This window comes from Paenibacillus sp. 01T443 (assembly GCF_056398325.1).
In genome coordinates this window covers 18,876-32,971 of sequence record NZ_JBFTPE010000013.1, presented here as the reverse complement: position 1 = coordinate 32,971, position 14,096 = coordinate 18,876, and the positions used below count along the sequence as shown (strand labels likewise).

General features: G+C 48.4%; 8 protein-coding genes and 1 pseudogene. 8 read left to right on the top strand and 1 reads right to left on the bottom strand.

The features are described from left to right. Positions 1–72 precede the first annotated feature (72 nt). The 4 genes from AC1DLI_RS23290 to AC1DLI_RS23275 all read left to right on the top strand — a co-directional run bounded on the left by AC1DLI_RS23290 (position 73) and on the right by AC1DLI_RS23275 (position 7,699). Entirely contained in the window at positions 73–4,239 is a 4,167-nt protein-coding gene (locus AC1DLI_RS23290) for a sugar-binding protein (RefSeq protein ID WP_477606882.1), read from the top strand. A gap of 216 nt (positions 4,240–4,455) precedes the next feature. Continuing rightward, positions 4,456–5,376 carry a patatin-like phospholipase family protein gene (locus AC1DLI_RS23285; protein ID WP_477606881.1) on the top strand — a complete coding sequence of 307 codons (921 nt, stop codon included), beginning with the start codon at positions 4,456–4,458 and terminating at the stop codon, positions 5,374–5,376. 70 nt (positions 5,377–5,446) lie between these two features. After that, positions 5,447–5,833 (top strand): DUF1259 domain-containing protein, encoded by a 387-nt coding sequence (locus AC1DLI_RS23280; RefSeq protein WP_477606880.1) that lies wholly within the window; start codon positions 5,447–5,449, stop codon positions 5,831–5,833. A 240-nt stretch (positions 5,834–6,073) separates the two neighbouring features. After that, on the top strand, positions 6,074–7,699 hold the full coding sequence (locus AC1DLI_RS23275; RefSeq protein ID WP_477606879.1) for a glycosyl hydrolase family 18 protein: 1,626 nt from the start codon (positions 6,074–6,076) through the stop codon (positions 7,697–7,699). Positions 7,700–7,957: 258 nt separating this feature from the next. Here AC1DLI_RS23275 and AC1DLI_RS23270 read toward each other — a convergent pair whose 3' ends face one another. Then, a complete protein-coding gene (locus AC1DLI_RS23270; protein WP_477606878.1) occupies positions 7,958–8,785 on the bottom strand; it encodes a helix-turn-helix domain-containing protein in 828 nt (275 codons plus the stop codon). A gap of 98 nt (positions 8,786–8,883) precedes the next feature. On the opposite strand from AC1DLI_RS23270, the gene AC1DLI_RS23265 reads away from it, so the two are divergent. The 4 genes and pseudogenes from AC1DLI_RS23265 (at position 8,884) to AC1DLI_RS23250 (ending at position 14,030) form a co-directional block, all read left to right on the top strand. After that, on the top strand, positions 8,884–11,193 hold the full coding sequence (locus tag AC1DLI_RS23265) for a glycoside hydrolase family 95 protein (protein WP_477606877.1): 2,310 nt from the start codon (positions 8,884–8,886) through the stop codon (positions 11,191–11,193). A gap of 534 nt (positions 11,194–11,727) precedes the next feature. Continuing rightward, a pseudogene (locus AC1DLI_RS23260) lies at positions 11,728–12,387 on the top strand (transposase); the annotation flags it as partial. 334 nt (positions 12,388–12,721) lie between these two features. Next, entirely contained in the window at positions 12,722–13,195 is a 474-nt protein-coding gene (locus tag AC1DLI_RS23255; RefSeq protein ID WP_477606876.1) for a DinB family protein, read from the top strand. A 52-nt stretch (positions 13,196–13,247) separates the two neighbouring features. Next, positions 13,248–14,030: a class I SAM-dependent methyltransferase gene (locus tag AC1DLI_RS23250; RefSeq protein WP_477606875.1), complete on the top strand. Its 783-nt coding sequence runs from the start codon at positions 13,248–13,250 to the stop codon at positions 14,028–14,030. Positions 14,031–14,096: the final 66 nt, after the last annotated feature.

The window sequence follows — 14,096 nt, the reverse complement described above, 5'->3', positions numbered from 1 at the left end:
GTGCAACAGCTATGTCTCTTTCCAATTCATTAGGGGCTAAAAGCGCATCCAGACATGTGGGAGGTCAACATCATGAAGCTACGCAAAATTATCACCTTAATATGCTTGTGGTCGCTCTTTGTTACCCTTGTAATCCCGGGACTTACCGCTAATGCCGAAGAGAACGGGTTTGTCGATGAGATGAACAACTTTACGAACGTGTTCCAACGCTCAAATATACGGATTGAGACAGCTGATCAGTCCTATTTTGGAAACGATGCCAGCCGTATGGTCCGAAACACAACGGCCACCGGATTTATGCTTTACAAAACCTCGATGCCGATCAACACCTTTACTGCCTACAGCTATTCATTTATAGGCGGGGGTATGCCGATGGTCGGGCATCGCTTCTATGCTTCTGCCGACGGCTCGACCTTTACTGAAGTGAATCCGTCAGTATTTAGCTCCGGTGCGCCGGTGTCTAACTGGCAGCTTGTCATTTATGAGGCTGCTGAAATGCCGTCCGATACGCGATATTTGAAAATCGAGTTCACCGGAGCTGATAAGGCTTGGACGCCTCAGTTATCCAAGCTGGTCATTAACCAAAATGTTAGTTCGGTGATGGCGGATCCGCCGAACGGTCTGATCGGCGATCAGCCGCTTACAGTTGCTATGAGCTCGGGAACGCCGGGAGCTTCCGTGTTCTATAAACTGAATGACGATACCGATTATAAACCGTATACGGGCCCGTTGTCACTTTCCGGGTTTACTACACTGGATACGTATGCTTCCAAGGAAGGATACGTAACCAGTCCGGTCAAAACCTATAAGTACTATGCCAAAGCGGATATGCTGATTGACCGGTATGGCCAGGTCAAAACAGCTGATTTTCCTACAAAAGTGATTAACGATGCGGAATTACAGGCAGACGTTGCGAAGGATCAGGAATATTACGGCAGTCTTGGGGTTCCATCCGATTTCGATGAGCTTGGCGGTTTAAAGGGCAGCAAGGAAGAGCTCCAGTTGGAAGCCACAGGATTTTTCAACATCCAGGAGGCAAGCGGTAAGCCGATTCTGGTTTCACCGAGCGGATCGGCTTATTTCAGCTTAGGTATGAACGGGATTACGAACAATGAAACATTCACCTTGCTCAAGGGTCAGGAGACGAAGTTCGAATGGGTGCCGCCCTATGACAGCGAATATAATGATGCCTTCCAAGGCTCACAGGACGTATTTTCTTTCTACATGGCTAATAAATACAAAAAAAAAGGGTCGATTCCGACGAATACGGAGCTTTTCGCGGAGGCGGTCGACCGGCTCAAAAAATGGGGCTTTAACAGCGCCGGCGCGTGGGGCTCGGGAACTTTGTCAGCGCAGAACGGTTTGCCGTATACCCTTGTGCTTCCCCTCAACGGCATGAGTAAGCCTAGCGAAATCAAAATATTCGACATTTTTGCTGACGATGCGGAAGCCAAGATTGATGATGCGTTTTTTAAAACGCTGCCTGCTCTTAAGGATGATCCTTTGTTGATCGGGTACTTTGTCGATAATGAATACCATTATGAAAAGTTTTTTACGGCGGTTCCCAAGCTGAAGGCAAGCAAAACGGGGATTAAGAAGCGTCTGGTTCAGATGCTTCAGGAAAAGTACGTTGATATTGCGGCCTTTAATGCGAATTGGAGCACGAATTATGCAAGCTTTACGGATTTAAACGAAGCGGCTTTGTATATCGATACGGCGGAGGCTGACAAAGATATCGAGAGCTTTTTCCGGTTGTATTTGAACACGTATTACAGTACGGTGAAGCGCCTCTTTGCTAAATACGATTCGAATCACCTGCTGCTCGGCGATCGATGGCTCACGCTGCCGATGCAGAATACGAAGGTTCGGGGGATTTTGGCTGAGGAAGCCGGTAAATATATGGATGTTATCAGCATTAACCACTATGCGCATAATCTTGATGTGACGATGTTGAATGAGATCTATACGAAGTCAGGCGGCAAGCCGATTTTGTTAAGCGAATGGAGTTACGGCACAGCGGAGCAGGGGCTAAACCCGATTGTAGTGGGAGCTGCTGTGAATGAACAAGAACGTGCTTGGCGTTATCGCAATTATGTCGAAGGAGCGGCTTCTCTCGGATATGTCGTCGGTACGCATTGGTTTGACTATGTAGACCAGGCTGCTACCGGACGCTGGTTTGAAGGCTTGACCGGGGAACGCTACAACACCGGATTGATTAACGTGGCGGACCGGCCCTACAAGACCTTTCTGGAAGGCGTGATGCAGACGCATCATGACATTTACGATGTCATGCTCGGTAACAAAGAACCGTTTAACCACGATTTCGGCGATACTCCAGTCGGTACGGGGAAAAATCAAATCATCAACATCCCTTATACGTCTGCACCGATTCCGCTCGACGGAGAAATGAACGGCTTTCCAGCGGGTTCCGAAGGAAAGGCGACGTTAACGGTCGAGAATCGGGCCGGAGGCAGCGGGGGAGACAGCATTACCGCAGATTATGCCTTCGCGTGGGATGAACAGCATTTGTATGTGACGGCCCATATCAAAGAACCGACGCCGATGATGAACAACAACCCGAACAGCAACGTTTGGAAGGGTGACGGCGTGGAAATGTTCTTTGGCCCAAGCGAGCCTGAGCTAGCCGGCCTTCTCCTATACGATGACCGACAGATAATTATTAGCGCGGGAGCAGGGCCTGAAGATCAGCCAAACTTTTGGCTATGGTTTAACACAGGACGTCAGAGCTCAATAGAGATGATTAAAAAATTATCGGCAGACGGTCAGGGCTATGTTCTTGAAGCCGCAATCCCATGGGAATCGGTGATGATGCAGCCGGAGAGCGGCCGGGAATTTTTATTTGATTTTGGCTTTAATGAAAGTGAAGACGGAATCACCAGGAAGCGGCAATACGAATGGAACGGCACAAGCCGGAACAACCTCGATCGCGGACTTTGGGGCAATGCTAAGCTGATAGAAGCCGTTGCCGTTGATCACACTGATCCTGTTGTTACCGTAACGGGAGTAGAACATGGCGGTGAATATACGGATCAAGCGATGCCGGAAGTGTCTGTAGATGACCCGGAAAGCGGTGTGAAGCATATCTCTATCAAGCTTAACGGCGTTGATTGGGCAAGCGGTACCGCTATAACGCAACCAGGGGCATATGTGCTGACGGTAGAAGCGGAGGATAACGCTTCCAATCAAACTTTGCAGGAGATACACTTTACGATTTACGCCTCCACGAAGCTTGCTGCCGCGCAAGCAAACGGTGTGTATAGTGATCAGGCCAAGCTGGAAGCGACATTGACTGACCGAAATGGTATCCCAATCTCAGGGGAAACCGTCTCCTTCCTGGTGAACGGCCAATCGGCGGGAACGGCTGTAACCAATGAACAGGGAACGGCGGAGCTTACGTATTCTGTTCAACAGGGCGCAGGAACGTACACAGTGGATGCCAAGTATGCCCAAAGCGAGAGCCGTTATCTTCGCGGCTCCGCTTCATCGTCGTCGCTTATGGTGTCGCGTGAAGCTTCTTCGATCAGTTATCAGGGCAGCCTGCTCGGAACGACATGTGAACCTATCTCTCTTGCGGCGCAAGTATCGGAGCCTTCTGACGGCAGCCAAGGGACTCTCAGCGGACTCCCGGTTACATTCGCGGTATATGCGGTCGAGCCGGACGGATCAAAAACACCGGTTGTACTTCCGCCGAATGAAGCCGAGGCTCTAACCGACGCTGCGGGGCTTGCTTCCTCCATGACAGCGCTGCCTGCAGGATTATATGAAGTGAGTGCAGTGCTTTCGGACAATCCGAATTTTATGTCCGCCAGCGCGAAAACTAATATAGCCGTGACGGGGATAATCTCTCAAGAGCTTAAAGTGAAAGGGTATGTGGAGCTGCCATCAGGGTTTGGGTCTGATGCGATCTGGAAAGAGAAGCTGTATTGGGATGTATATTTCAAAGACGGACTTTTAAAATATTGGACCTTGAAAGCAAATAACACAAGCCAAAAGATCGACGTTAAATCTGACTGGATCGTTACGGAAAGCGGAAACGCTTATATTCAAGGTCTGCTGCAAATAAACAGAGAATTGTACACCATCCGTTTGATGACGCAGGAAACGGGAGCAAACAATGGCCGCGTTAGCATTCAATTATGGAAAGGTCAAGCGGACGGTCCCGCACCGGACTTTGAGCTTCTCAATGCTGTCTTCAAAGGCACAATCAACATCGAGTAACAGACAACCGCCCTGTCCCGCAGCTGCTGCGGGGCGGGGCATTAGTTTAGATGTTCATTTGCAAGTAAACCCTGGACACTCGAAGGAGCCCCAGGCAGAGCAATCAACGCGAGCGGCACGTTTCATTACGAATGATTCCATTGAAAAGTTATATATATATATATAAACCCATCGTACTCTCGTATAACTCCTGAAGGACGGAAAGGAGAGACGTCTATGAAAGCGGATGCCGTGTTTGAAGGCGGGGGCGTAAGGGGGATTGCTTTTATTGGCGCTATTCAAGTAATGGAGGCGAATGGTTATAAATGGGAGCGCTTGGCTGGAACATCCGCCGGCTCTGTCGTGGCTGCACTTCTAGCCTGCGGGTATAGCGCCAGGGAATTAATAGAAATCATGAATACGCTCGATTACTCCCGATTGCTCGGAAAAACATGGCTTCATTATTTACCCTTTGTCGGTAAAGCGCTTCCGCTTCTGTTCCGGTCAGGAATCTACTTAAATACACCACTAGAAGACAAGTTAACCTATTTGCTGAACCAAAAAGGGGTGTCTACCTTCGCTGATTTGCCCGAGGGAAAGCTGAAAATTATTGCTTCCGATATTAGCAGCGGAAAGATGTTGGTCCTGCCGGACGACCTGTCTCGTTATGATATTTCTCCTTCCCAGTTCCCGATTGCCGCCGCAGTTAGGATGAGCACAACGATTCCCTACTTCTTTCAACCGTATCGTTTGAAAACGAAGATAAGAAGAAAACCGTTTTATATTCTGGACGGCGGGCTTCTAAGCAATTATCCAATCTGGCTCTTTGATGTGGAGGGAATTCCGCGTTGGCCTACGTTTGGATTCCGGTTATTAGGAGAACATACGGAAATCCCATTTCATGACATACATGGTCCCTTCTCGATGTTTCGTGCCATTTTCCAGACCATGCTTAAAGCTCATGATCAACGGCATGTGGACAAACACGCCAAAAGACGGACTGTTTTTATTCCGACAGGCCGAGTGACTGCCACTCAGTTCGATCTGAGCGCAGATGATCGGGACTCGCTCTTTCAATCCGGGCAAGATGCAGCTCTCAAATTTCTATCTGGTTGGGACAGTGAGCAGTATATTAAGGAATATCGAATCTCTTACTAAGTAGGCGGTAGTCCGTTTCAACCCTGTTCTCATACTCATACCTTAATTGGAACAGGGGAGGAATGAACAAATGACAAATAACGGATCGCTATGTAATAAGTTCTCGACTATTATCGGGGGCGAGGCCGGCTTCACTGGCGGAAAATGCGTATCGACCATAAACCGAGATCAGATAAGAGCAACCATCTTGGGAAAAAGATTCAGCGTAACGTCTTCTTTTTCCTTCGAATCATTAAATAGTAAAACGGGCAAAGCACTATGTTTAGGCAGAGCAGCTTTCTTACAAAAAGAAGTTAATACATTTATTTCGGCTATTCGTAAGCAAGGAATTAAAGTCACGTCTGTACGCAACGAATGGCTGTTCGAGCATCCCCGTTTAATTTATATCAACATCGAAGCCGTTGAACATCCGCTTGTATTCGCAACAAAAGTCAGGAAAGCGCTTGATGCTATTTAATAAAAGTGGAATTTCGCATTTTTGGAGCCGTGTGTTTACACTCGGTTCTTTTTTTAATTTCAAAAGAGAAGGTTGATCCTTATCGAAATGAAATAGATCATTATTATCTAGTGAAAGTAAACGATGATAGAGACTAATCCCATAAGATGGGTGTATTAGACTTTTGATGGAAAATAGGCTATCATACTATCGACCAAATAAATAGAGTTATAGATTTACTCTAATAGGGAGAGGGATTCGGTGAAGCTGCGGGGAAAAACGGTTACGCTTATTGGGATTTTGATGCTTTTTATAATAGGGACGTCTATGCAGGCATTTGCTTATGATGCGCAATTGAAGCTGTATCGTGATGTGCCGGAGAAGGATTGGGCAGCGGAATCGATCTATCGGTTAGTTGCAATGGGAGTCGTAACGGGATACGAGGATGGTAGCTTCCGTCCGAATGCGGCATTGACGAGAGAGGCATTTGTTAAGCTATTGGTAGAATCCGTGAAGCCGATAGTAGTGAAAGAGAAGACAGCCGCGATTTCTGACGTAGCGAAGGAGCGCTGGTCCTACCGCATGATTAAACAGGCCTATGATGCTGGATGGTTGGATCTATTCATTCAGAATGGCAAATTTAATCCGGGCCAAAGCATAAAGCGGGAGGAAGTAGCGGCATTAACCGCTTTTGCGCTGCTGCAGGACAAATCCGCCGAGGAGAAACAGCAGTGGTTGGATTCGGGATGGGTTGAGGCAGGCGAGCAAGCAGCTTATGGGGATAGGGATCAAATCGATCCTAAGCTGGCTCCTTATGTAATGAGAGCTTACTCGGATTCTATCATGCGAGGGGACAACAAAGGCCTGTTCCTCCCGAAAAAACCGTTAACACGCCGCGAAGCCGCAGTTATGGTTGATCGCTTGATCGGCTTCCGCAGCGAGGGCCGTCAGCTTGAAATTTCCGCTTTCTATGCGGAATCAGGGCCATATAAGAAACAAGAGCGCTTTGCCAATGCTGACGAGCTGATCTTTGATTGGGCAAAGCTGAACTACCAAGGAAATGGTATGGCATCCGTCGCCTTTGCGCCGCCGAGCGACTGGAAGCAGACGCTTACTGCGGCCGAGGCAAGCGGATCAACGAAAACACTGATGGTTTTCGGGAATACGACGCTTCAAAAGCTAGGGGAATTCGTTGTCGATGCGGAAGCCCGCAAAGCTTTTGTTTCATCTCTTAACGAGATTCTTGCAAATCCAGTTTACGGATTTGACCGTGTTGCCATCGATTTCGAGGGTCTCGTTCCGGCTTCCGCTAAGGAACCCTTCACAAGCCTGATCCGTGAGATTAAAGCAGAATTAAGCAGCGATACCACGCTGACGGTTGTTGTCCCGCCTTCTTATTATTATGCCGGTTATGATTACAAACAAATCGGGGAGATGGCTGACGAGGTCGTGCTGATGGCTTATGAATTCACGCATGCGGAAAGCGGGCTGCCTTCTGCGCCGCTTACGCTGGTAGGAGATTCCGTTCGGAATGCGCTGTCGCATATTCCTGCTGATAAGCTTCTGCTCGGCATATCGAAGCAGGCGAACCAATGGACGACAAAGGCTGACGGTACGGTGGAATTTTTCCGGTCTCCTTCCATTGCCGCGGTTGAAACCCGGATTGCGAACCCGGATACGACATCAGTTTTGCAGCTGCCGTACTTTTTGAACCGGGTAACCTTCACAGATACAAGGGGCTCGCATTTGCTATGGTACGAAAACACGCAAAGCATCCAAGCGAAGCTGCGTTTAGCGAAAGAGATGGGGCTTCGAGGCGTTGCTTTATGGCAGATCAATCAGCTTACGGATGAGGATTGGAGCATGATCTCCACCTTTAATAATTAGAACTCTACGAAAAATAGGACAAGGCAGTGTATGAAAGCTGCTTTGTCCTATTTTTATTTATATATAAGAATTTATAAGTTTTCACTTATAAATGTGCTTATATATCACCGCGAAACGTCAGCTTTTGCCACAGAGGACGGCGACAGCCGTTTACGCTTGTCGAAGGATCTTAGATTTATACCCCTATATCTTAGTTTCTTCCATCGTCAACAAATAGCTGCGCTCTTATAATCATAGTAGCGCGCGGAATTCGGCTTGTTATGAATATGCTGAGCGATATTCTGAAGGCGTGAGGCTGGTCTCCTTGCGGAAAAACTTCGTAAAGTGACTCGTTTCTTTAAATCCGGTTTGATCCGCTATTTCCTTGATGCTGAGGGAAGTGGAAGTTAAAAGCAGCTTGGCACGGTCGGTGCGTTTGCGGCTGACGTATTTAAGCGGCGGTATGCCGAAATGCTTTTTGAAATAGGCGCTAAAATAGTTCGGATGCAGATGGAGGGACTCCGCCATTTGATCGATGCTGATGCCCGTATGGAGACGGCTGTCTACATATTGCTGGATAATGTTTAAGCGGTTCATTTCCTCAGATCGGTGCTGGAGGACCTGAATGGGAACGGATTCCAGGAAACGGCTTACGATTTCCAGAAGCAGCGCCTTCTCGCGAAGCCGGGCTACAATTGTGTGCTGCTCATGCCAGCCGATCAGCTCCTCAAACAAGATGGTCATGTGAGCGGAATCCTCAATATTAAGGCACAAAGGAACGCCAATCCATTGGAATAGGTCGAAGGGACCCGCAAGGATGCTGAAATGGCACCAATATTTTAAGTAAGGACGTCCATTTAAAGCAGAAAATGATACCCGGGAATGGGCCGGAGTCAAAAATAATTGACCTGGCTTTGGATAATAATCGTCATTGCCGATTCGAATCCAGCCCTCGCCTTCGCAAATGTAATACAGCTTATTGTATTCGGGTGTGGAATTGGTTTCACCCCAGCTCATGGATACCTGAGTCTTATGCGCAATAATTAACTGCAGCTGCAGCGATTGGAGCAAATCGGATAACGCGTGTTGTTCGCTTTTTCTAATCATCTCGTGCACCGCCATCCGGTGGTTTTAATAAGGATATTACCATAGTAATAGATTGCTGAAGCAAATAAAAGTTTGATAGATGAAAAGGAGATTTGAAAATGACTGTGAATGCAGAAAATCGGTTGTGGTACAAACAGCCTGCCTCCATTTGGGAGGAGGCTTTGCCCGTAGGTAACGGCAAGCTGGGCGGCATGGTATTCGGAGATACGAAGCGCGAGCGAATTGCGCTGAATGAAGACAGCGTCTGGTACGGCGGACCGCGTGACCGGAATAATCCGGATGCTCTTGCTCATTTGGAGCGTATTCGCAAGCTGCTGAGAGAAGGACAGCTGCGGGAAGCACATGATTTGTCGGCGATGGCGCTCTCAGGCGTGCCCGAGACACAGCGCCATTATATGCCGCTTGGCGATTTGCAGCTATCGTTCCGTTACGAAGAGAAGCATGAGGTTAGGGCATACAGCCGCGATCTGGATCTAACCAGCGGAATCGCGGCGGTTACTTATAGCAAAGGGGAAACGACTTACTCCCGTGAAACGTTTGCCAGTTTTCCGGATGAGGTGCTCGTTACACGGCTGACAGCCGATAAGCCAGGCCAAATTAGCTTTACGGCAAGGCTGCTGCGGGGAAATAATCGATACTATGATGAATTGGTAAAAGCTGACGAGAGCATGATTCTCATGCGCGGGGTATGCGGCGGTTCGGGAGGCTCGGACTTCCGTATGGCTTTGCGCGCGGTTGCCGAAGGCGGCTCCGTATCTATTATCGGCGAGCATCTCGTAGTAGAGGGCGCGGATCGCGTGACGCTTCTATTAACTGCAGCCACATCGTTCCGGCATGCCGACCCTGAGGCCTACGTTATTCGCACGGGAAAAAACGCGGCAATATCTGATTATGAGACCTTAAGAACGCGTCATGTCAAAGATTTCACTGCGCTATCCGAACGGGTACAGCTTCGTATTAATGGTGACGACCGGTTCCCAAGCCTCGCTGTTCCAACGGATGAGCGGTTAAAGCTTGTTCAGGAAGGGAAGGAAGATGCAGGACTGATGGCGTTATATTATCAGTTCGGCCGTTATCTGCTCATATCGAGCARCCGGCCGGGCTCGTTAGCCGCAAATCTTCAGGGCATATGGAACGATAAAATGCTTCCGCCATGGGATAGTAAATACACGATCAATATTAACGCGCAAATGAATTATTGGCCGGCAGAAGCGGGCAACTTGGCGGAATGCCATGAGCCGTTGTTCGAGCTGATCGAACAGATGCGCGAGCCGGGGAGAGTAACCGCCAAAGCGATGTATGATTGCGGAGGTTTTGTCGCCCATCACAATACCGATATTTGGGGAGACACTGCGCCGCAGGATATTTATTTGCCGGCATCTTATTGGACGTTGGGCGCGGCGTGGCTTTGCCTCCATTTGTGGGAACATTACGAGTATGGGCTGGACCGGGCTTTTCTAGAGAGGATCTATCCGACCTTGAAAGAATCGGCACAGTTTTTCGTGGAGTTTTTGACGGAAACAGAGGATGGCCTGCTGGTGTTAAATCCTTCCGTGTCACCTGAGAATACGTATATTTTGCCAAGCGGTGAATCGGGTACGCTTTGCATTGGCGCCTCGATGGATAGCCAGATTCTATACGAGCTGTTCACGGCCTGCGCAGAGGCGGCAAAGGCGCTCGGCATTGTGCCATCGGAGCAGCAGCAATGGGAGCAATTTAGGGATCGCCTGCCGGAACCCGCGATTGGCAGGCACGGTCAAATCCAAGAGTGGATGGAGGATTACGAGGAAGCAGAGCCTGGACATCGCCATATCTCGCATCTCTTCGCGCTTCATCCCGGTAAGCGGTTCACAATAAGAGAGACACCGGAATGGGCAGCGGCAGCCAGGGTAACGCTTGAACGCAGATTGGCGAGCGGCGGCGGACATACGGGTTGGAGCCGAGCGTGGATTATTAATTTCTGGGCAAGGCTTGAGGACGGCGAAAAGGCGTATGAGAACATACAAGCGCTGCTGGGCCATTCGACGCTCCCGAATCTGTTCGATAACCATCCGCCTTTCCAAATTGACGGCAACTTCGGCGGTGCAGCGGGCATAACAGAGATGCTGCTTCAATGTCACGCAGGGGGAATTCATCTGCTGCCGGCTTTGCCTGCTGCATGGGCAGAAGGCGAAATATCCGGCCTTCGCGCTAGAGGCGGCTTCGAAGTGGATATCCGTTGGTCCGGCGGGAAGCTGCAAGAAGCGCGCATTCGTTCGAGCGCAGAGAACCTCTGCTCCGTATTAACGGATTATGCGCTTGTCGTTACGAGTGATGGAGCAGAAGTAAAGGACGCAGTCACTAAGGATGGGCTGACAGCTTGGACGGCATCTTCCGGAAGCGAGTATGTGCTTACCGTTCGCAATTAAATGATTTATTGTCGGCCATAGGATGAATAAGAGAAGGGGCTGTCTCAAAAGGTCTGAAGACCCGAGAAACAGCCCCTTTTTGCATGGAAATAAATGGTTTCTTGGTGATCTGGAGTTGTTGCCGAGCGGTATGCGGAAGGTGGGTGTCGATTTAAGTTTGAGCATGCGGCGATTGCTGCAGCAACGCGAACGATTTTTATCAGGTGTAAGGGGGTCCTCGGTCTAAATGTTCTTTGAAAATTTTTGGTCGTACGGTCCTGCAGAAGCTAAGAGTAATAAAAGTTCGGTCAGAGCTCTACGTTGTAGTTTCTGCAATATATGGACAAAAAACGAGTTGGATCGGGGCGTACAATGCAGTTTCTGCAATGGGAGTGCCTATTTTTGAGTGATTAGGAACGTGTGGCGTCTATTTTGCTGTAGTAAATGCATTGTAGCTAAAATAAAGAAGCGTATTCCGTAATTCTGCTGCAGAAACTGCAGTGTACCGGAGCGGCTGGCGGCTAAGAGGATGTCCTGGATTTGCGAGACTAATGCCCTACGGATACACGATGCTTGAAACCGCATTTAGAGAAATTGAAAGCCGCACTTGGAAAGCTGCCGGGAACAATCATCGCAGATGCTGGATAGGGCGGAGAAGAGAACTAGGCTTACCTAGAACAGGAAGAGCTTGAGGCGTTGGTCAAATACAGCACGTATCATAAGGAAAAATTGAAGAAATGGCAAACGGACATCAGGAAGCTTGACAATTGGCATTACGACGAGGAAGAAAATACGTGGACATGCGCAAATGGCCAGAAACTTGTCTTTCGCTTTGAAAGTAAAGATACAACAGAAAGTGGATTTGAAATCCGACATCGTCATTACCGCAGTGTGAGCTGTGAAGGGTGCCCCATCAAACCCGCTTGTACGAAGGCGCAAGGCGACCGAGAGTTTCGAGTCAGTCTGAGATACATGAGTTACAAGCAGCGGGTGCGGGAAAAGCTGCGCAGCGAGGAAGGTTATGCGCTGTCGGTGAGACGAATGATTGAACTCGAAAGTGTATTCGGGCAGATGAAGAATAACCGGGGATTCCGGCGGTTCCTGCTTCGCGGCTTGCCAAAAGTAAGCCTAGAGGTCGGGTGGCTTTCGCTTGCCCATAATCTACTTAAGCAAGCAGCCATAGACCAGAATAGAAAAATAGCGCTACAGGAATAGCCCACTGCAGCGCTATTTTTTCATATTTTCCAACATTTCTGTTCAAAGCGAGCTATCTCTCCAGCGAGCTTACTACTTTTGGGACAGCCCCTTTTTGTTTATGGGAATCTAGACAATGCTTAAATCAACGTCATCCATATCCATCGATCGAGCCGACTATCTTATCCTGCATGCTTTCAGCAGCAGGAGCTTGAACAATTCTTCCGCCATAGGCTAATCTGCTAAGTGATGATTTGCTATTAATCTGGATTTATTTTACCATAATCAGGATTGAGATACTTTCATTTTTTCAATAGCTTTCAGAGTTAGAGATTTTATGAGGGGGAATGGCATCATGCACTATCAATTTAATCGAGAGTGGCTGATTCATAAGTTTGAAGAAATCAGAAGACGAATACTAAAAGCCGTGGATCAGCTTGATGACGAGCAATTGAATTGGCGCCCTGACGAAACGAGCCACAGTATATCCATGCTGATTAAACATATCGAAGGGAATATGCTGGAGCGCATTGTTAAGGGGATTTTGCATGAAGAGATCGTGCGTGACCGTGAGAATGAGCTCAAAGAAACCTTCCTGAATCAATTGGAGCTGAAAGCTATCATTCAGAATCGATTTCAGTTAGCAATTGATACAATAAAGAGCATTTCCGATGAGAGATTGAATGAGAAGCAGCTGGTAAGAAGCCGCGAGCGGACAAACCTGGACATGCTGCATCAATGCGCCGCGCATTACTCCGAGCATATGGGCCAAATCTTTTATATCGCTAAGCAATGTTTGAAAGAGAATTACCAATCGACCTCCGTGTAGGAAATTAAAAGGTACGCAGCGTGAAAAGAATAGATGAAACGGAGGTTTACGAATGCAAAAAGAACAAAGCGAGATGAACAAAAAGGCATGGTCTCACAAAGCATATGAATGGTGGGAAAAGAAAAGCGGCAGCCCGAAGGAAGCAGCCGAGGACATCAACCGGGATCCGGGAAAATACGTGAGAAAGCATCTTGGTTACATGGGCGATGTGAATGGGAAGCGCATAGCCGTGCTGCTCGGGAGCAGCGGGAGAAAAGCGATACCTCTTGCACGGCTCGGCGGCATCGTTACCGTTGTCGATATTTCGCCCGAGAATGAACGTTACGCGCTTGAAGTAGCGAGAGAAGCGAATGTGGAAATCGAGTACATCGTTTCGGATCTATTTGACATCGACATGGAAAAGCTTAAGCATACCTTCGATATCGTTTATCTAGAAGGCGGAATTTTGCATTATTTTGCAGACCTCACCCCTTTTGCACGCATTGTTTATGAGCTGCTTAAGGATGGCGGGAGACTGGTGCTGAACGATTTCCATCCTATCCGAAAAGTCATTCATGTCAGTGAAGACCATACGGCGGAGCTGAAAGGCGATTATTTTGATAACCGGTTATTCGGCGGCGACGTTGCGTATAAAGGCATGTTTTCATTAGATGAACAAGAAAGCTTTCCAGACTGCCTGCTGCGGTATTGGACCCTCGGAGAAATTGTAACGGCTGTTGCTGCCTCTGGACTTGTATTGGAGCAGTTTGCCGAAGAGCCGAGAAACGATCCGAATACCCATCTTCCGGGGAGCTTTACGCTTGTCGCGAATAAATTCAGAGTGGATCGGGTTTAATCATGGAGAGACAGGCGCGCTGCATTGTTTCATACCCCATAGTTATGGGATAATTAATAAGGTAAA